General features: G+C 61.5%; 22 protein-coding genes. 8 read left to right on the forward strand and 14 right to left on the reverse strand.

Annotated elements, in window-relative coordinates:
- The 4 genes from rapZ to AC2FM5_RS15035 all read right to left on the reverse strand — a co-directional run.
- On the reverse strand, positions 1-778 hold a 778-nt coding region (rapZ, locus tag AC2FM5_RS15020; RefSeq protein WP_496736559.1), incomplete at its 3' end, for an RNase adapter RapZ.
- A complete protein-coding gene (locus AC2FM5_RS15025) occupies positions 775-1,245 on the reverse strand; it encodes an HPr kinase/phosphorylase (RefSeq protein ID WP_496736561.1) in 471 nt (156 codons plus the stop codon). The genes rapZ and AC2FM5_RS15025, both read right to left, overlap by 4 nt.
- 3 nt (positions 1,246-1,248) lie before the next feature.
- Positions 1,249-2,961 (reverse strand): sensor histidine kinase, encoded by a 1,713-nt coding sequence (locus AC2FM5_RS15030; RefSeq protein WP_170361560.1) that lies wholly within the window; start codon positions 2,959-2,961, stop codon positions 1,249-1,251.
- A gap of 35 nt (positions 2,962-2,996) precedes the next feature.
- Positions 2,997-3,701, reverse strand: coding sequence for a response regulator transcription factor (locus AC2FM5_RS15035; RefSeq protein ID WP_170342637.1), 705 nt, complete (start codon positions 3,699-3,701; stop codon positions 2,997-2,999).
- Between the two features lie 346 nt (positions 3,702-4,047).
- On the opposite strand from AC2FM5_RS15035, the gene AC2FM5_RS15040 reads away from it, so the two are divergent.
- The 3 genes from AC2FM5_RS15040 to AC2FM5_RS15050 all read left to right on the forward strand — a co-directional run bounded on the left by AC2FM5_RS15040 (position 4,048) and on the right by AC2FM5_RS15050 (position 6,887).
- Positions 4,048-5,646, forward strand: coding sequence for a phosphoenolpyruvate carboxykinase (locus AC2FM5_RS15040; protein ID WP_496736564.1), 1,599 nt, complete (start codon positions 4,048-4,050; stop codon positions 5,644-5,646).
- 375 nt (positions 5,647-6,021) lie between these two features.
- Positions 6,022-6,312 (forward strand): hypothetical protein, encoded by a 291-nt coding sequence (locus tag AC2FM5_RS15045; RefSeq protein WP_170361573.1) that lies wholly within the window; start codon positions 6,022-6,024, stop codon positions 6,310-6,312.
- 32 nt (positions 6,313-6,344) lie between these two features.
- On the forward strand, positions 6,345-6,887 hold the full coding sequence (locus AC2FM5_RS15050) for a hypothetical protein (RefSeq protein WP_254430024.1): 543 nt from the start codon (positions 6,345-6,347) through the stop codon (positions 6,885-6,887).
- 4 nt (positions 6,888-6,891) lie between these two features.
- Here the strand turns inward: AC2FM5_RS15050 and AC2FM5_RS15055 are convergent, their stop codons facing one another.
- A complete protein-coding gene (locus tag AC2FM5_RS15055; RefSeq protein WP_496736567.1) occupies positions 6,892-7,656 on the reverse strand; it encodes a sulfite exporter TauE/SafE family protein in 765 nt (254 codons plus the stop codon).
- 144 nt (positions 7,657-7,800) lie between these two features.
- On the opposite strand from AC2FM5_RS15055, the gene AC2FM5_RS15060 reads away from it, so the two are divergent.
- From AC2FM5_RS15060 to AC2FM5_RS15070, 3 genes are all read left to right on the forward strand, one after another.
- On the forward strand, positions 7,801-9,492 hold the full coding sequence (locus AC2FM5_RS15060; protein WP_496736569.1) for an acyl-CoA dehydrogenase family protein: 1,692 nt from the start codon (positions 7,801-7,803) through the stop codon (positions 9,490-9,492).
- 245 nt (positions 9,493-9,737) lie between these two features.
- On the forward strand, positions 9,738-10,265 hold the full coding sequence (locus AC2FM5_RS15065) for a hypothetical protein (RefSeq protein ID WP_496736571.1): 528 nt from the start codon (positions 9,738-9,740) through the stop codon (positions 10,263-10,265).
- Between the two features lie 25 nt (positions 10,266-10,290).
- The gene (locus tag AC2FM5_RS15070) at positions 10,291-10,683 is read left to right on the forward strand and encodes an META domain-containing protein (protein ID WP_170361550.1); all 393 of its coding nucleotides are present in this window, start codon (positions 10,291-10,293) and stop codon (positions 10,681-10,683) included.
- On the opposite strand, the gene recO is transcribed toward AC2FM5_RS15070, so the two are convergent.
- The gene (recO, locus tag AC2FM5_RS15075) at positions 10,667-11,392 is read right to left on the reverse strand and encodes a DNA repair protein RecO (protein WP_170361548.1); all 726 of its coding nucleotides are present in this window, start codon (positions 11,390-11,392) and stop codon (positions 10,667-10,669) included. The genes AC2FM5_RS15070 and recO overlap by 17 nt on opposite strands.
- 159 nt (positions 11,393-11,551) lie before the next feature.
- Here recO and trhA point away from each other — a divergent pair, with 159 nt between their 5' ends.
- The gene (trhA, locus tag AC2FM5_RS15080) at positions 11,552-12,199 is read left to right on the forward strand and encodes a PAQR family membrane homeostasis protein TrhA (protein ID WP_170445920.1); all 648 of its coding nucleotides are present in this window, start codon (positions 11,552-11,554) and stop codon (positions 12,197-12,199) included.
- A 7-nt stretch (positions 12,200-12,206) separates the two neighbouring features.
- Here trhA and AC2FM5_RS15085 read toward each other — a convergent pair whose 3' ends face one another.
- Both AC2FM5_RS15085 and era read right to left on the reverse strand, forming a co-directional pair.
- Positions 12,207-12,536, reverse strand: coding sequence for a DUF1491 family protein (locus AC2FM5_RS15085; RefSeq protein WP_496736574.1), 330 nt, complete (start codon positions 12,534-12,536; stop codon positions 12,207-12,209).
- Positions 12,533-13,441 (reverse strand): GTPase Era, encoded by a 909-nt coding sequence (era, locus tag AC2FM5_RS15090; RefSeq protein ID WP_170342652.1) that lies wholly within the window; start codon positions 13,439-13,441, stop codon positions 12,533-12,535. The genes AC2FM5_RS15085 and era overlap by 4 nt, the downstream gene beginning before the upstream one ends.
- 160 nt (positions 13,442-13,601) lie before the next feature.
- On the opposite strand from era, the gene AC2FM5_RS15095 reads away from it, so the two are divergent.
- Positions 13,602-14,984 carry a multicopper oxidase family protein gene (locus AC2FM5_RS15095; protein WP_496736576.1) on the forward strand — a complete coding sequence of 461 codons (1,383 nt, stop codon included), beginning with the start codon at positions 13,602-13,604 and terminating at the stop codon, positions 14,982-14,984.
- Positions 14,985-15,086: 102 nt separating this feature from the next.
- On the opposite strand, the gene rnc is transcribed toward AC2FM5_RS15095, so the two are convergent.
- The 6 genes from rnc to AC2FM5_RS15125 are packed head-to-tail and all read right to left on the reverse strand — an operon-like array spanning position 15,087 to position 18,997.
- Positions 15,087-15,767, reverse strand: coding sequence for a ribonuclease III (gene rnc / locus AC2FM5_RS15100; protein ID WP_170366282.1), 681 nt, complete (start codon positions 15,765-15,767; stop codon positions 15,087-15,089).
- Positions 15,764-16,600, reverse strand: a complete 837-nt coding sequence (gene lepB, locus AC2FM5_RS15105) for a signal peptidase I (RefSeq protein ID WP_170361538.1) — start codon at positions 16,598-16,600, stop codon at positions 15,764-15,766. The genes rnc and lepB overlap by 4 nt, the downstream gene beginning before the upstream one ends.
- A gap of 32 nt (positions 16,601-16,632) precedes the next feature.
- A complete protein-coding gene (gene acpS, locus AC2FM5_RS15110) occupies positions 16,633-17,079 on the reverse strand; it encodes a holo-ACP synthase (protein ID WP_093965271.1) in 447 nt (148 codons plus the stop codon).
- A complete protein-coding gene (locus tag AC2FM5_RS15115) occupies positions 17,076-17,522 on the reverse strand; it encodes an ABZJ_00895 family protein (RefSeq protein ID WP_170439874.1) in 447 nt (148 codons plus the stop codon). Before AC2FM5_RS15115 ends, acpS begins: the two co-directional genes overlap by 4 nt.
- Before the next feature lie 37 nt (positions 17,523-17,559).
- Positions 17,560-18,306, reverse strand: a complete 747-nt coding sequence (locus AC2FM5_RS15120) for a pyridoxine 5'-phosphate synthase (RefSeq protein ID WP_170343422.1) — start codon at positions 18,304-18,306, stop codon at positions 17,560-17,562.
- On the reverse strand, positions 18,299-18,997 hold the full coding sequence (locus tag AC2FM5_RS15125) for a DUF2062 domain-containing protein (protein ID WP_170367952.1): 699 nt from the start codon (positions 18,995-18,997) through the stop codon (positions 18,299-18,301). Before AC2FM5_RS15125 ends, AC2FM5_RS15120 begins: the two co-directional genes overlap by 8 nt.
- Between the last annotated feature and the right edge of the window lie 108 nt (positions 18,998-19,105).

Raw genomic sequence — 19,105 nt, forward strand, 5'->3', positions numbered from 1 at the left:
CGACCGAGCGGTGCTGACCCCCGGTACAGCCGAAGGCGACCGACAGGTGCGTTTTGCCCTCGGCCTTGAAGGCGGGCAGCAGAGACAGCAACAGCTCCACCACTCGTTCAAAAAAGGCGGCATAGTTCGTGTCAGCCTGAACATAGGACGCAACGTCCGGATTTCGACCATCAGCCTCGCGCAGCTCCGGACGCCAATAGGGGTTGGCCAGAAATCGGCAGTCGAACACCATGTCGAGGCCCAGCGGCAGCCCCCGTTTGTAGGAGAAGGACTCGATAGAAACGGCCAGATGCCGGCCTCCTTCCGGGGCGAACCAGCGTTCGACCTCGGATCGCAGCTGGTGCACGTTGAGCACGCTGGTGTCGATCAGGGTGTCGGCGATCTCGCGGATCGGCTCCAACAATTCCTTTTCCTGGCGGATGCCGGTTTCGGGGCTGGCATCGGTTGCGACCGGATGACGGCGTCGGGTTTCCGAAAACCGGCGCAACAGCACGTCGTCGCTGCAATCCAGATAAAGCGTGGACAGGTCCACCTGGCTCATCCGGCCCAGTTTGGCGACCAATTCGATAAAGCCGATGGTCGAGAAATCACGATTGCGAGCATCGATTCCCAGCGCCATCGGCCGGGATGGATCCGCGCCCTCCATCAGGCGCAGCAACAGGCCCATCGGCAAGTTGTCGATGGCCTCATAGCCCAGATCCTCGAGCACATGAATCGCCGTCGACCGGCCCGCGCCCGACGGACCTGTCACCAGAACGATGCGCGTTTGTGCTGTCATGTGCTTGGCCATTGTGGATCGACGCGCCCCATTTTCATCAGTTGAACAAGTGCTGATGCCAAGTTGGGGACGCCGGCGGCACGAAGCAAGGGAACAGGATGTCCCAGCACAAGAACCTGTCGCGGTTCCGGCAGTCGCTGGGATTCCACTTGATCCAGATCCACGATCCATTCCAACGGAACGGGGCCGCAGGCCGTGGCGCGCAGCAGGCCGACGCCGCGGGCCTCGACCAATCCTCGGATCTGAGGGACCGCATCCGCAATCACCCGGTCGCCCGACAGGGTTAGGTTTACACGATCATCGGCGACCATGTCCGCGCCGAAGCCCATCATCTGCAATGCAAGTGCCGATTTTCCGGCCCCGGACGGCCCCGAAATCAGGGCGCCGCGGCCAGCAACGGCAACGCATGTGGCGTGCACGCAGACCGGATCATCGCTGGGCTTTTCCGGAAGGCGCAAAGCCCACATCGCTTAAAGGGGAAGACCCACGACAAACCGCGCACCTTGCGGGTCCGACGTGATGTCCGCCTCGGTCGGGCGGATGTTCTCGGCCCAGATGACGCCGCCGTGGGCCTCGACAATCTGTTTCGAGATCGCAAGTCCAAGACCCGAGTTGTTGCCGAAATGCTCGGCCGGGCGCTGCGAATAGAAGCGCTTGAACACCTTGGTCAGGGCCTGATCCGGAATACCGGGGCCAGTGTCTTCAACAACAACCAGAACCCGGTTTTCGCGTTGGCGCACCCAAACGCGGATCGCGTCGCTTTCCTCGCAGAAGGAGATGGCATTTGTAATCAGGTTCACGAAAACCTGTGCCAGACGGGCCTCGAGCCCGTTTATGACGATGGGCTTGGACGGCAAATCCGTGATGTAGTCGATCCCCTTCGATCGGGCATCTTCGCCCAGGTACTGACTGATATTGCCGATCAGCTTCAGAAGATCGAAGGGCTGCTCCTGCTCTTTGACCAGTTCAGCGTCCAGGCGGGACGCATTCGAGATGTCGCTGACAAGGCGGTCCAATCGGCGGACATCGTGCTCAATAACGCCCAACAATTTCTCGCGCTGATCGTCACGCTTGACCATTCGCAGCGTACCGACGGCCGATTGCAGGCTGGCCAAGGGGTTCTTGATTTCATGCGCGACGTCAGCCGCGAACTGTTCGTTGGCGTCTATCCGGTTGTAGAGCGCCGTCACCATTCCCCGCAGCGCACGGCTAAGCCGACCAATCTCGTCCGGGCGGGCGCTCAGGTCGGGGATGCGGATACGGCCGGGATTGACCCCAGTGCCGCGGTCCTTGCCCATTTCCGCCGCAGCGGCCAGATCCGCCAGCGGGTTCGCGATGGTCGAGGCCAGCACAAGGCTGAGACCCACCGAGACCAGCAGGGCAACGACAAACATCTGTAGAATGCGCTCCTGCTCTTTTCGAGCCAGTGCATCGATTTCTCCGGCGGGGCCAGCCATTGCGACAGCCCCCACAGGGGCGCCATCCAGAACGATTGGCGACGCCGCCACAATCACGGTGTCTCCGGCCGCATCAGACACGGCGTGAACCTGCATGTGGCCGTCCAGCGCGTTTGGTATGATGTCCTGAACCCGCTGTGCCAGCGTCGGCGCCTCGGTTTCAGATCCGGTGGTGAAAACCGAATACAGACCATTCCAGACGGCGGTCAGGGCATCAGAGATCAATGTGCTGCCGGTCGGAACGTCCGCCTCGGCCTGAATCAGGCCCGGCAATTCCGACACGGTCGAGGAACCCCGTGTCCAGCCGATCAACGTGCCGGTGCTGTCATAGACGAAGACTTCGCCGCCTTCGGGGATGCTCAGCCCGGCAAGTGTCGCCTTGACGTTCAGGTCAGAAGCGTCCCGCGATCCGGCAACCTGGCGCAGCTGGGCCTCGAAGACGTTGCTGACCAGTTGCGCATCGCCGATCAGGTTCCGCGCCGTTTGCTGGACCCTCTCTTTTCGGGTGTCATCCAGATACAGCAGCCCTGCGACCAGGATCACCAAAGCAATCAGGTTGAACGTGATGATCTTGCGCGCCAGCGGCGAGTTGCGCAGCGTGAACAGAGTACGCCGCGATCGCCGCGCGCGCAGCTCGGCCGACTCGGGGTCTTGCGGGATGACCCAATCATCGCCCAGAACGACGTCACCGTCGCGCAACTCGCTGGATTGCTCGGTGTCACGCACGAAACAAATTCACCTTTGCAGAAAGCCGGCCCGGCTTATTCCTCGTTGTAACGGTACCCGATACCGTACAGCGTTTCGATAGCCGAAAACTCGGGATCAGCCGCACGCATCTTCTTGCGCAGACGCTTGATGTGGCTGTCGATGGTCCGGTCGTCGACATAGACCTGATCGTCATATGCGACATCCATCAGCTGATCGCGGCTTTTGACGAAGCCGGGGCGTTGCGCCAAGGCCTGCAGCAGCAGGAATTCCGTGACCGTCAGCGAAACATCGGTCCCCTTCCAGCTGACCGCGTGACGCAGGGGGTCCATGCGCAGATCGCCGCGCTCCATCACCTTTGCGTCCCCGGTGGTTGCAGCCGACGCATCCCCGTCGGTCGCTTCCTGACGGCGCAGCAGTGCACGGATGCGCTCGACCAGAAGGCGTTGAGAGAATGGCTTTTTCACGTAGTCATCCGCGCCCATCCGCAGGCCCAGAACCTCGTCGATCTCATCGTCTTTGGACGTGAGGAAAATCACCGGCATCTGGGTTTTCTGCCGCAGCCGCTGCAGCAAATCCATGCCGTCCATGCGGGGCATCTTGATGTCCAGAACCGCCATGTCCGGCAGTTTCTTGTTGAACGCATCAAGGGCTGCCTGCCCGTCATTGTAGGTTTCGACCTCGAACCCTTCGGCCTCGAGCGTCATGGATACGGACGTCAGAATGTTCCGATCGTCATCCACCAGTGCAATCTTAGACATAGGGCTGCCCCTTTACCTGCTCACTCACGATGTATTTTTGCTTTTTGTAGGGCATTCTTGGCTTTTTTAAGGCCGCGAATCAATCCGGATGTACGAATCGCGCCACATTGTTCACGATCCTGCGACAAAAAGGTCGTCCTGCGCTTCCGAAAGTGCCCGGGATTTCCGACCGGAAAATCTTGGTTGCGCTAAACCCGGCCTTGGTTGCGCTAACTGTGCCAAACCGTCCTGTTCATGCCCTAAACGGCCGTGATATGAGGCCCTTATCCGCCGGACTAACCGGCACTACGCCTCATGAGCGCAGACGGCCCCAACCGCCGCAGCGCCGCCACAGGAGAAGACACGAATGACATTTGGACGGGTAAACCCGCAGTTCCGCCTCGAAGATCAAGGCATCGAGGGGCTGGGCAATGTCTATTACAACTTGATGGAGCCGGCGCTGATTCAGAAGGCGCTCAAGCGGAATGAAGGCACGCTGGGCAATGGCGGAGCGTTTCTGGTGTCCACCGGCAAGTTCACGGGCCGTTCACCCAAGGACAAGCACGTCGTCCGGACCGAAAGCGTGGCGGACAGCATCTGGTGGGAAAACAACGCGGAAATGAGCCCCGATGGCTTTGACGCGCTGTACGCCGACATGCTGGCCCATATGAAAGGCAAGGACTACTTCGTTCAGGATCTGGTTGGCGGCGCTGATCATGCCTATGCGATCAATGTGCGCATGGTTACGGAACTGGCCTGGCACAACCTGTTCATCCGGCACCTGCTGCGTCGCCCGGACCGCGAGGACCTGGACGAATTCATCGCAGATTACACCATCATCAACTGCCCCAGTTTCCAGGCGGACCCGAAAAAGCACGATTGCCGAAGCGAAACGGTGATCGCGCTGAACTTTGACCGCAAACTGATTCTCATCGGCGGCACCGAATACGCGGGCGAGAACAAGAAGTCCGTGTTTACGCTTCTGAACTACCTGCTGCCGGAAAAAGGCGTGATGCCGATGCATTGCTCGGCCAACCATGCGGTGGGCAACCCCGTCGACACCGCCGTTTTCTTCGGCCTGTCCGGCACCGGAAAGACCACGCTTTCGGCTGATCCGGCACGTGTTCTGATCGGCGACGACGAGCACGGCTGGTCGGATCGCGGGACCTTCAACTTCGAAGGCGGATGCTATGCCAAGACCATCAATCTGAGCGCTGAAGCGGAACCCGAGATCTACGCGACCACGTCGAAGTTCGGCACGGTGATCGAGAACATGGTCTTCGATCCCGAAACTCTGAAACTGGATTTCAATGATGACAGCCTGACCGCCAACATGCGGTGCGCCTACCCGCTGGAATACATTTCGAACGCCTCCAAGACGGCGCTGGGCGGGCACCCGAAAAACATCATCATGCTGACCTGTGATGCCTTCGGCGTGCTGCCGCCAATCGCGCGGTTGACCCCGGCGCAGGCGATGTACCACTTCCTGTCGGGCTTCACCTCGAAGGTTGCCGGAACCGAGCGCGGCGTGACCGAGCCGCAGCCCACCTTCTCGACCTGCTTCGGCGCCCCGTTCATGCCGCGCCGCCCCGAGGAATACGGCAAGCTGCTGCGCGACAAGATCGCCCAGCACGGCGCAACCTGCTGGCTGGTCAATACCGGCTGGACCGGCGGCGCATACGGTGTGGGCAGCCGGATGCCGATCAAGGCCACGCGTGCCCTGCTGACTGCGGCTCTGGACGGCTCGTTGGCCGATGCCGAGTATCGCAAGGACGCCAATTTCGGCTTCGACGTTCCGGTGACGGTCCCCGGCGTGCCCGAAGTTCTGTTGGATCCGCGTCGCACATGGGACGATCAGGCCGCTTTCGACAAACAGGCGAAAAAGCTGGTGCACATGTTTGCCGAGAACTTTGAACAGTATTTGCCGTTCATCGACGAAGACATCAAAGCCGTCGCAATCGGCTGAACCGACATGCAGGGGCGCGGTTACGGGCCCCTGCGCGCACAATAACGGGTCCTTGCAGTTGTTTGTTCTTCCTGCAGTTGTAATGTGACATTGGCATGAACAAATTCGTTGCCCGCCTAAAAATCATGCAGTAAATCAAGGACCCATTACAAGGAAATAGCCCGGCGCAAAATGCACCGGGCCGAGACTGAAAAAACCTTTGGGCAGCTCGCGCGCGGACACTCACACTCGCAAGATGAGCAGCCTAATCAAGGCGGTAGTGTATTATCAAGGGGATGAGTGTCAACATGAGATATGCCGTGTGATAGGCGACTATCATGGGTCATTTGACCAAGCGGATATCAACTGGTGGCGCTGGTAAAATCAGGAATGGAAATGACCGAGATCTCGAAACTGGCGGAACTGCGCAAGTTGATGCAGAGCATGGAACGCACGTTGGGGCTCGAAGAGCTTTCTCCGGTAGAGCGTGACATTTATTACGCGGCCGAAGAATTGTCGAAAGACTCGCGCGAAGTCCGGACCTATGGCCTGATCGAGCACACTTTGGTGCAAAGCGTTTCGCGCCCGACCTTCTTCCGCGCCCTCAAGTCGCTGGTACAGAAGGGCTACTTGTCCCAAAGCGGGAACGCCAACCGGGGACGGTATGTCGTCAACGCCCCGCGTTGACCGCTGAGCAATCCTGAAAGAAGCATGACGTGATGCGATCGTGGGCCTCTGACACGTTTTACGCTTCTTTGGCCTATATCGGCGCATCGTTTCTGACATTTTGGGTTTTGATGCCCATGCAGAACGTGTTCTTTCCAGAGTACCCCAGCCGCGCCAGCCTGTTGTTTCTTCCGCACGGCGTGCGGGTCCTTGCGGCGTGGCTCTTGGGGTGGCGTGCGATACTGGCCATGCTGCCCGGTGTCTTTCTGGTTTTCGCGACACTCGGTGGCTCGGACGTTTTTTTGACAAGCCGCCTGTTGGCCATCTTGATTGCGGTCACGACGGCGCCGGCCGTATTCTATTTGTTGAAATGGCTGGGATGGGATCTGTTTCCCGCCGCTGATCGCGCGCCCTGCTGGGCCTGCATCATGGGGGTCGGGGTCATCACGTCAATCCTGGTGTCCGGCCTGACCAACCTGGCTTTTGGCAGCGCGACGGCCGAGTATTTTGCCTTTTTGATCGGCGATCTGTCGGGACTGCTGTTCCTGATGTTCGGACTGTTTTTTGCCTTCCGCTACTTTGAGCGTAAAGGTTGAGCGTTCAACCGAACACCCCCCTGCGCAGCAAGTTCGCACCTGCAATCATCAGAACCAACAAAGTCGCCTTGCGGAACGTGGCCTGATCGATCCGATTATGCACCCGCAAACCCAGCCACATGCCGGCCAAAGCCGGAAGGGTCAGCGCAGCCGAAAACGGCACGGTTTCAGCCCGCAACACGCCTGATCCAATATGCGCCACGACCAGAGCCAAGGCTCCCAAGCCATAGATCACACCCTGAATGCGCAATTGTTCAGATTTGGGGGTATTCAGCGCAGTCAGATAGGCAACGGTCGGAGGTCCCCAAACGCCTGATATGCCGCCAATGAACCCGGTAACCGCACCGACTGCGGCCTCGATCTTCGGCGATTGTTCAGACAGGCTCAGTTTCACGCCCAGCAGTTGGATCGTGGCAAAGAACGTGACGGGAATTCCGATCATCAGAAGGAAAGCCTGCGATGGAACCAAGCTGATCAGCTGAGCGCTCCCCAACAGAAAAACCAGCCCGACGGAAAGAAAGACCCGGAACTGCCGGATGGAAGACATCGCTGCCGCGCGTCCTTCTCTCAAGGCCTGGATCCCGTTCGTCACAACCGTTGGCAGGATCAGCCCGGCCAGCGCAAGCTGGGGCGGCAGCATCATGCTCAGCCCCGAAATCAGGACCATCGGCATGGCGAAGCCGACCATGCCTTTCACCGCTCCGGCCAGAAAGGCGACCGCGAACGCAAGGCAGAGTTCGGGCAGGGACATCAAAGAAAACAGATCCATTGCCCCTACATATCACCGCAGATTTTCTCTGCACCGCAAAATTCGTTACGTAATTTTTGGACCTTTTCGACGCATTTTGTGAATTTTTGTTGCGCTGCAGTTGCAGCATGATATGACCAGACAACCCAGCAAAGGACGTGATTCATGGCCCATGACGGACAAGAAATGACGAACATGACTTCTCAGCCGGTTCTGCCTGATCTTCTGACCCTGACGGGGACCGCGCTGCCGGCGGTTCAGTCCGTCTTTGACCGGGCGCGCGATGCGGTGCGCGAGGTGGTCTCGGCCGAGGGTCGCGTCTCGGGCGCTTTGGTCGAGGCGAACCAGACCGCCGCGCATGGGCTGGCCTGGCTGGCGACCTACAACCAGTCGCTGCAACAGATGCAGAAATGGGCCGAGGCGCTGGACGCCCAGGGCAAGTTCGGCGAGATGGAGCAGCTGCTGCACCAGATCGCCTTTGGCGAATATCTGCACCAGGTCGCCGGCGGCATCCCGATGAACCAGGGCGAGGTCGTGCGCCTGCAGGATCTGGGGCTGGGTTGGGATGCGCTGTCAGGCTTCCAATGCGCCGAGGTGCAGACTCTGATGGCACAGGCCAACAGCCAGGCCGCGCGCAGCCGTCTGGTTCAGCTAATGCAAGACCAATCCGGGGCCACCATGTTCGGCGCCTCGGGCCTGGACGAAGAGCTTGAGATGATCCGCGAGCAGTTCCGCCGCTATGCGCTGGATCGGGTCGAGCCAAACGCCCATGAATGGCACCTGAAGGACGAGCTGATCCCGATGGAAATCATCGAGGAACTGGCCGAGATGGGCGTATTTGGCCTGACCATTCCCGAAGAATATGGCGGGTTCGGCCTGTCCAAGGCGTCGATGTGCGTGGTTTCCGAGGAACTGTCGCGCGGGTATATCGGCGTCGGCAGCCTTGGCACCCGGTCCGAGATCGCGGCCGAGTTGATCATCGCGGGCGGCACCGACGACCAAAAGGCCCAATGGCTGCCCAAGATCGCCAGCGCCGAGATCCTGCCGACGGCCGTGTTCACCGAACCCAACACCGGGTCGGATCTGGGCAGCCTGCGCACCCGCGCGGTCAAGGACGAAAACGGCGACTACAAGATCACCGGCAACAAGACCTGGATCACCCATGCCGCGCGCACCCATGTGATGACGCTGCTGGCGCGCACCGATCCCGAAACCACCGACCATCGCGGATTGTCGATGTTCCTGGCCGAAAAGACGCCCGGCACCGACGACGACCCCTTCCCGACCCCCGGCATGACCGGCGGCGAGATCGAGGTGCTGGGCTATCGCGGCATGAAGGAATACGAGCTGGCCTTCGACGGCTTCCACGTCAAGGGCGAGAACCTGCTGGGCGGCGAGGAAGGCAAGGGCTTCAAGCAGCTCATGGAAACCTTCGAATCCGCGCGTATCCAGACCGCCGCCCGCGCCATTGGCGTGGCCCAAAGCGCGCTGGACATCGCCATGCAATACGCACAGGAGCGCAAGCAGTTCGGCAAGGCCCTGATCAACTTCCCGCGCGTGTCCGGCAAGCTGGCGATGATGGCGGTCGAGATCATGATCGCGCGCCAACTGACCTATTTCAGCGCCTGGGAGAAGGACAACGGCCACCGCTGCGACCTCGAGGCCGGGATGGCCAAGCTGCTGGGCGCGCGTGTTGCCTGGGCGGCGGCCGACAACGGGTTGCAGATCCACGGCGGCAACGGCTTTGCACTGGAATACAAGATCAGCCGGGTGCTGTGTGACGCCCGCATCCTGAACATCTTTGAAGGCGCCGCCGAGATCCAGGCGCAAGTCATCGCGCGGCGTCTGCTGGCCTGAGCGCCCGCCCGTCGCGGTTTCCCCAACTTGGCCCGGCCCAGCGCCGGGTCTTTTCTTTTTTACTAAACAAACAGGTTCTCGGGCCCCGATCTTCCGGATTGTACATCCCTGATCTCGACCGTACGCTCCGGCGGAGAACAAAATATGCCTTGGGTTCCGGCACCGGTTTCGGCTAAGTAGCCTGCGAACCGCATCATGCTGCGCCGCCGCAATGCAGATGCCCGAACAAGCCTTGCGGAGAAACCATGGCGCGCCTTCTGATCCTTGTTCTTGGCCTCTTGTTTGCAGGATGCAGCACGCCGTCGGGCACACCCTCGGGCGATGTTGCCGGTCTGACCCGCGCCATTCAGAACCTCAGCCCTGACGTCGATCCGCAGGAAGCCGCCCGCGCGGCGCAGATCGCCCATGACTATGCGCTGCAGCTGAGGGCCGAGTACCGGGTCTCCGATCCGGCGATCATCCACAACGCCAAGGTCATCAACGGTTTTCGCGAGCGCGGGCTGTGCAATGACTGGGCCGAGGACATGCTCAAGCGGCTGCGGCAGGAAAACTTCCGCACGCTGGACCTGCACTGGATCACCTCACCGCCGACCCCGTTCCGCATCATCCACCACTCGGCCGCGATCAGCGCCAAGGGCGAGGGGCCCTATGACGCGATCGTGCTGGACGGCTGGCGCAACGGGGGTGACCTGTTCTGGGCACCGGTGCGCGAGGACACGCGCTATAACTGGCGCCCCCGGATGGAGGTGCGCGCCGAACTGCTGGCGCAATGACGCCAAGTCGGGATAGAAAGCCCTTATGCTGCGCCTGAGCCTGATCCTGCCCGCCCTTGCCCTGCTGCAATGTGACCGCGACGAAAGCGTCGCCGCCTATGGCGCAGCCGACCGCACCTGGGTGCTGCAGGAGGTGAACGGCCAACCCTATGACGCCAGCGCCCTGCTGCGCTTTCCCGAAGACGGCAAGATTGCCGGAAACGCGCCCTGCAACAGCTACTCGGGCACATTGAACGCGCCCTATCCGTGGTTCGAAATCACCGACCTGTCCGCCACCCGCGCCGCCTGCGCCGGGATTGAGGCCGAAGGGTTCTATTTCGCCGCGCTGCTGGCGATGACGCAGTCCGAGGTGTCGGGCGACGTGCTGATCCTGCGCAACGAGGACGGGCACGAGATGGTGTTCAAAGCCGCCGAGTGAACTGATCGACAAAGCGGGCACGAGCCTCGGGCAGCGGCGTGTGACCCAGCGATGGCGCCACGCGATGCGCCAGAAAATAGCCGGTCGTCCGCAGCCCGGCGGCGATCTCGTCATCCGGGGCGGCCCCCTGCCCGCGCAGCACCGGCGGCAGAGGCAACAGCCTGTCGGCCCAATCCCCGGCGCCTTCGGCGCTGACCGCCCGGCCGGTCTTGGGCGAGACATAGGCCAACCCCTCGGTCGTGCCGTTCACGGCGCAGCGGGTCAGGTCCAGCCCAAAACCCAGCTCTTCAAGCAGGGCCAGCTCCCAGCGCAGGTAAGCCAGCGGCCAGATCTCGTCCTGGCCCAGCAGATCCATCAGCTGTTCCGTCTGTCGATAGATGCCGGGGTGCGGTTCGCGTTCGGGCAGGCAGAAGGACAGCAGCGCCACGACCGCGTTCAGCCCCGACAGGGCCAGCCGCCCCGAAAACGCTGCCGCCGCGCGCGAGCGCAGCGGCTCGACCTGGAAGGTGCCGATATGTTCCTGCAGCCGCGCCCGCCACAGCACGTCCAACTGCGCGCCAGGTTGCAGAATGGGCGCGATCTTGCGGCTGGCACCCCCGCGCACCACGCCCGCATGTCGGCCATGGGTTTCGGTGAACACCTCGATGATGGCCGCGGTTTCGCCGTGGCGGCGGGCGGTCAGAAGAATGCCATGGTCGCGCCAGTCCATGCGGGGCCCTTGGGTTGCCTTGAGATCGCGTCGGACCGCGACGGTACGGCGCGGCGCGGAAAGAAGCAAATTCAATCGGAAGACACCGGCTGACGTGCCGGAATTGTGGACTTGGACCCGGGGCGATATTACCCAGAACGGGCAGCCACGAGACCAGACATGACCGACGCGACCTTTCCCAGCATTTCTCCAGCCTTCCGCCGCGCGGACATGACGGTGCATGCGGTGGGCCTCGCGTTGATCTTGATTGCGGGTGGCTTGCTGGTGGCTAAGGCGGCAACCCATCTGCAAGGTCCGCTGGTCGCCGCCGTCGTGGTTTACGTCTTGTGTGCGCTGGCGTCGAACCTGGCGTCCTGGGCCTATCACTTTCTTCCGCTGCACGCACGGCGCACACTGCTGCGGCGCATCGACCACGCGGCGATCTACCCCAGCATTACGGGCACCTTCACGCCGTTCTTCGTTCTGGCTGGAACGCCCTGGACCCTGGGCCTGCTGGTGGTGTGTTGGGCGCTGACAGCGGTGGCAGTTTGGAACAAGATCACCAACGAGACGGTGAAATCACGCTGGTCGACGGCATCCTACCTGGGGTTGGGCGCGCTGGGGCTGCTGGCCTTGCCCGACCTGCGAGGCGTACCAGTGGCAACGTTGTGGTGCATTCTGGCCGGGTCCGGCTGCTATGTGATCGGAACCGCGTTCTACGCCCGCAAGACGCTGCCCTACCGCTATGCGATCTGGCATATCTGGGTGAACCTGGGCGGGATCGCCATGTTCGCGGGCGTCTGGCTGGCGCTGTCGCCTTTGTGGTAAGGCAGCCCTAGTCCAGCCCCTCTTCGTTCAACAGATGCCGGCCTTGCCGGTCTTCGACCTCGATCACCCAGAGATCGGGGTCAAAGCTGCGCTGACGGGCGATGGCCTCGTCCACCTCGACCTCGGGACCTTTGGCCAGTTCGATCCATTTGCGCGCGCCGCTGAGCAGGTCGAAGCTACGCTGAAAGGCGGTGGCATTGCCGTCAAGCGTGTTGAGCTTGACCAGAACCGCGCCGGCTGTGTCGTCGCCATGGGCTACGACAAAGGCGGGGATCTCGTGCAGGCGCAGCCGGGCTAGGTAGGCGTGGACCCAGAACTCGGCAGTCAGGCGGGTCATGCGTTGCCGTCTTTGAAGTCCAGCCCCATTTCCGAGTAGCGCTCGGCCTCTTCCAGCCAGTTGGGCCGGACCTTCACCTGCAGGAAAAGGTGGACCTTGCGATCAAGGAATTCCTCCAACTCGGCCCGAGCGGCCTGGCTGACGGCCTTGATTGTCTCGCCGCGCTTGCCCAGCACGATGCCCTTGTGGCCGTCGCGCATGACATAGATGACCTGGTCGATCTTGGCCGAACCATCCTTGCGCTCCTCCCAGTTCTCGGTCTCGACCGTCAGCTGATAGGGCAGTTCCTGATGCAGGCGCAGGGTCAGCTTTTCGCGCGTGATCTCGGCCGCGATCATGCGCAGCGGCAGATCGGCGATCTGGTCTTCGGGATAAAGCCAGGGGCCTTCGGGTAGATGCTGTGCCAGCCAGGCACGCAAGTCCTCGACGCCGTGGCCCTTTTCGGCCGAGATCATGAAGGTTTCGGCAAAGGGGAAGCGGTCATTCAGGTCGCGGGTCAGAGACAGCAGCGCGGGGGCTTCGACCCGGTCGATCTTGTTGATCGCCAGCGCCACCTTGCGGCCCTGCGCGATCTCGGACAGGCCATCCAGGATGCGCTCGACGCCTTCGGTGATACCGCGATGTGCTTCGACCATCAGCACGATGATGTCGGCATCGGCCGCGCCGCCCCACGCCGCCGCGACCATCGCGCGGTCAAGCCGGCGGCGGGGTTTGAACAGGCCCGGCGTATCGACGAAGACCAGTTGCGCATCACCCTCCATCGCGACGCCGCGGATCCGGGCACGCGTTGTCTGCACCTTGTGCGTCACGATCGAGACCTTGGCCCCGACCATGCGGTTCAGAAGGGTGGATTTGCCTGCGTTGGGCTCTCCGATCAGGGCGATGAATCCGGCGCGTGTCGTCATTGTGTGGTGATCCTGTTTTCAAGTGCGCATCCCTATCGCAGAAAGGCACAGCGGGCCAGAGGCATTTGTCGCATTGCCGGGCCGGTACGGGAATGGCAGGACAGGCGCACAGGCCAAGCCGATCCCAGCCAGGCCGCGACCCGCATCTTGAGGATCAGGCATGAAACGACGGGAGTTTCTTTTATCGGGCGGCGCCGCAATGGGGGCCGCGGGCTTGGGTGGACTTGCATTCGCGTCCAATAGCTCCGATCAGGCACTGGTGGTTCAAAGCGCCAGCTACATGTTTCGGGACCAGCCTACGCAAGGAATGGTCAGCCTGAGCCCCGACGCTCCGCCGCCCGTCCTTTTTGGACGTCAGGGTGAAGCGATGAGACTGACGGTCAAAAACACTTTGTCCGACTATACCTCGATGCACTGGCACGGGATGCGCATCCGCAATGATATGGACGGCGTGCCTTATCTGACCCAGATGCCGCTGGGACAGAACGAAAGCTTCACCTACGAGTTCACACCCCCAGACGCCGGAACCTACTGGTATCACCCGCATTGCATGACGATGGAGCAGATGGCGCACGGCCTGACCGGAGTGATGGTCATCGCCGAGCCTGAAGACGTCGGATTCGACAGCGAGCAAGTGATCAACCTGCGGGACTTTCGCCTGGGCGAGACGGGGGCATTTCTGCCCGCCTACACTCAGCGGGGCGCGGCCAGAGCCGGAACTTTCGGCAATGTGCAGACCGCGAACTGGCTCCAGCATCCAGTCTATGATCACGCGGCCGGAAGCCTCGTGCGGCTGCGACTTCTCAATTCGGATACGACCCGGATCTACAAGTTGCACCTGACGGGCGGAAACGCGCAGATCATCGCGTGGGACGGTCACCCGGTCACCGTCGAACTGCCGATGCCGAGTGCAGATGATCCCTTGCTGGTGGGCCCCGGTCAGCGTGTAGACTTTGCCGTTGCGATGCCGGACGGCGAAGGGGCACAGGTCGATCTTATGGCCAAACTGCCCGGTCAGCCCATGCGGACGATGGCCAGCCTGCGCTCGGTAGGACAATCCGCGCACCGGGACCTGAGAGAACTGAAGCCTTTGCCGAAGAACCCGGTCGCCCTGCCCGATCTCGGCAACGCTCAGGTGCACGAATTCGTCTTTGGCTGGACGCCAGAAGGTGAACTGCCGGACAATGGGTTCTGCGGGTCTCTTGGATACAATTTCTGGTCGATCAACCGGGTTCCCTGGCCCGGAGATGCTGCTGCGGACGTCGGGCCACTGGCGACGCTGGAACTGGGCAAAAGCTATGTCTTGAGGCTGCGCAATGAATCTCCGAACCTGCATCCGATCCATCTGCACGGGCTGGTCTTTGTGCCGTTGCGATCAAACCTGCGAGAATTGCCGCCGCTGGTGACGGACACCATGCTGCTGTTGAAAGACGAGGTCGTCGAAATCGGGCTGGTCGCAGACAATCCGGGCGACTGGGCCTTTCACTGCCATGTGATCGAACACCAGAAGACCGGGCTGACCGGGTTCTTGCGGGTCGTTTGAGCGGCAAGGTCTAGCCGTTGCAGACGTGGTTCGTGATAGGTGGACAGCCCTCGCGGACATTCCCGGACAGATCAAGAGCAGGTAACACCGCGATCGAAGAGATCAGCTTGTCACACGATCCAGCAGAGCCTGCGCAGCCGCCTGTTCCGCCTGACGTTTGGAGCCGGCCGTTGCTTGGGCCTCGGATCCGTCCTGCAGCCGGGCCGCGATGGTGAAAACAGGGGCGTGATCCGGGCCGCTGCGCGAAATCTCGACATAAGCGGGCGGTTTCTGCCCGCGCGCCTGCGCCCATTCCTGAAGCGATGTCTTGGCATCGCGCGCATCCGCTTCGACCGTGTGAATCCGGTCGCCCCACAGCGACAGGATCACTTGCTGCGCCGCCTCAAAACCGGCATCGCGATAGACCGCGGCTATAACTGCCTCCATGGCGTCGCCCAAGAGCGCCTGCTTGCGGCGCCCGCCCGACAGCATCTCTGACCGGCCCAGCTTCAGAACCGCGCCGATATCGATCTGGCGGGCAACGTCGGCACAGGTTTCCTTGCGCACCAGCGCGTTGAAACGGGGGGCCAGCTGGCCTTCGGTGGCCTTCTGATCGGCCTCGAGCAAAGCGGTGGCCATCACAAGCCCCAGCACACGGTCACCCAGAAACTCGAGCCGCTGGTTGTCCGGACGCGTCGAAGACGAGACCGAACCATGGGTCAGCGCCCGAACCAGTAGTTCGGGATTGGCGAACCTGTGTCCAAGGCGTTTTTCGAACGCCTTCATGTCGGTCGACAGCTTCAATTGACCGCCTTGAAGAACCGGTCACCGCGCCAGGTCCAGAAAAACAGCATCGAACGCCCGGCGGACGAGAACATGATGCGGTCGGCTCGACCGATCAGGTTTTCATAAGGAACGTAGCCGACGCCGCCTGCGACCTGCGGCACGCGGCTGTCACTGGAATTGTCACGGTTGTCGCCCATGAAGAAGTAGTGCCCTTCCGGCACGGTGTAGACACCCGTGTTGTCAGTGCTCTGATTGCCGATATTCAGGATTTCATGCGACACGCCGCCCGACAGCGTTTCGATCATCCGGGTCTTTTCACAGGTGCCGCCGACACCGACCGGGCCATTTTCACAGCGCGGCCGAAGACGTTGAGGCCCTTGCGGCTCGGCGATTTCGGTAAAAGTGCCATCCGGGGTCTGCTTGGCTTCGGTACCGTTGATGTAGACCACGCCATCCTTGATCTGGATCTTGTCTCCGGGCAGGCCGATCAGGCGCTTGATGTAGTCGCGCCCCGAAACCGGATGGCGGAATACGATGACGTCGCCACGCTCGGGCTCGCCGCCCAGCAGGCGGGTATTGTCGCCCCCCATCCAGCCGCAGATGTCCTCGGCATCGACATCGAGGCCGACGCTGGGGATGATCAGACTGGGGCAGGACGCGTAGGAATAGCCATAGGCCATCTTGTTGACGAACAGGAAATCACCGATCAGCAGCGTGGGTTTCATCGACCCCGACGGAATCCAGAACGGCTGAAAGAACAGAGTGCGGAAAACGCCCGCGATCAGCAGGGCATAGACGATGGTCTTGATCGTCTCCCAGATGGCGTTTCCGGATTTGGCTTGCTCGGCCATACTGCTCTCCAGTCCTTGCTCGGCTCGGGGGGTTACATGCGGCGCGGTCGCGGGGGTGTCAAGGCCGCTGCGTCGGGATCACCAAGCGGGCGCGCCTCGATCACCACGAAGGCCTGCGCCCATGGATGATCGTCGGTCAAGGTGACGTGGATGATCGCCTCGTGCCCTTCGGGCGTCATTTCCTTCAGCCGTTCGGCGGCCCAGCCGGTCACATGCATCACGGGCTGACCTGTGCGCAGATTGGTAACTGCCATGTCCTTCCAGGCGATGCCCATACGCAGCCCCGTGCCCAGCGCCTTGGAGCACGCCTCTTTTGCGGCCCAGCGCTTGGCGTAGGTTCCGGCCGTATCCCGCCGGCGCTCGGCCTTGCGCTGCTCGGTCTCGGTGAAGACACGGTTGCGGAACCGGTCACCGAACCGATCGAGCGTGCCCTGAATGCGCTCGATATTCGCAAGATCCGTACCAATGCCGAGTATCATGAGTGCGTCTCTTTCTTTGCCCTTTCAAGAGCCTTGAACGCAGACCGGGCGCCCACCCACAGGAATAGTCGCGAAATGAGAAACGCCACGACAAAGGTGATCGTGAAACCGATCACCAAAAAGTTCACCGGGATACCGGCCAATCCCTCGGACATGCCTGGAACGACAAGAAAGAACAGCCCAGCCATGACCAGGTTAGCCAACATGCCGACGATGCCCATCCATAGTGCGGCGCTCCACATGTCGCCGCTGCCCGGCATGGTCTGGTGCGTCTGAACCTGTCGGTGTCCTTCGAAAGTCGCGGCGGCCAAAAAGGGGATGAACGGCAGGAAACTGCTGGACAAGTCAATTCCGAACACCGCCGAAACGCCAAACAAAACAGCCGGGACCGCGATCGATGTGATCACGAAGACGACAAGAAACCTGGGAGTGTTCAAGCGCATCGGAAGATCCAGAAGAAGGAGGCTTCAAGGCAGTGGCTCATTGGCGCGCCTCATCCATCAGGCGGCGCATTTCCTGAATGGCTGGGGTGAGGCCCCGGAAGATGGACTCGCCGATCAGGAAATGACCAATGTTCAACTCGCGCACTTCGGGAAAGGCGGCAACGGGCTGGACCGTGTCATAGGACAGGCCATGGCCGGCATGCACTTCAAGGCCCAGCGAATGGGCAAAGGTGGACATCTTGCGCAGAGCCTCCAGTTCGCGTTGCGCGTCGTCCACCCGGCCCTCGGCATGGGCGTCGCAATAGGCGCCAGTGTGCAGCTCGATCACTTCGGCGCCGATGCGGTGGGCGGCCTCGATCTGCTTGGGGTCTGCGGCGATGAAGATCGACACCCGGCAACCGACGTCACGAAGCGGCGCGATGAAATGCGCCAGACGGTTTTCCTCGCGCGCGACTTCCAGGCCACCTTCGGTGGTACGTTCCTCGCGCTTCTCGGGGACGATGCAGACCGCGTGCGGCTTGTGGCGCAGAGCGATCTTCTGCATCTCATCCGTAGCCGCCATTTCAAAGTTCAGCGGAACAGTCAGAACCTCCATCAGCCCGTCGATATCCGCATCCGAGATATGCCGCCGGTCTTCGCGCAGGTGCGCAGTGATGCCGTCGGCCCCGGCCTCTTCGGCAAGCTTTGCGGCGCGAAGCGGGTCGGGATAGGCGCCGCCACGGGCGTTGCGCACGGTGGCAACATGGTCGATATTCACGCCCAGGCGCAGAGGGGTGTCAGACATCCTTCGAATCCTTTTTGTTCGCGTCGCCCGAGCCTATCGGGTTTGGTCGGGGAACGGCAGAGCTTGCTTCGGCCAAGCGTTTGATTTCTTCGAACTTCGCCTTGATCTTTGCGCGGCGGCGCATCTGATAGGTTCGGATCACCGGCAGGCTGATATAGGTGCAGATCACGCCGGCCACGATGCCGGGAATGATGCCGCCAATCATGTAGGGAAAGAACACTTCGTCATAAAATTGCGACAGCCCGTGCCAGTCAGCGACCCGATCGGAGAACATCGCCAGGAAGTTATCCTTGAGGTCGCCCATCGCGCTGGCAAATTTGCCCATCAGCCCCTTGGTGTCGCCCTCTTCGTATTCGGTGCCCAGCAGGAAATGCCCAGTTTGCAGGCAGACCACGCCGATCGGAACGTAGGTCAGCGGGTTGCCGAAAAACGTGCCGCTCAACGCGGCAAGGATGTTGCCGTTCAGCATCCGGGCCAAGACCGCGGCAACCAGAAAATGAAGGCCGTAGAATGGGGTGAAGGACGCGAACACCCCGGCCCCTACCCCACGGGCAATGCGTTCGGGCGAGTCCGGAAGACGACGGACGCGGTGTTTGACATAGTGGAAGGCGCGGGTCCAACCGCCGCGAGGATAGACCAACTCGGACAGGACCTGGAGTACCGAGCGGCGATCACGGCGCTTGAAAACCACTCCTGATCACCCCTTCTCAGCTAGCTGCGACCGCAGCGCTTGTCATGTCCCGATACCGTTCGACCGCAGCCACGTCACTTTCCGCCTCGAGCATCAGCATCAGCGAAT

The sequence above is a fragment of the Ruegeria sp. BHSA162 genome (genome assembly GCF_059613385.1).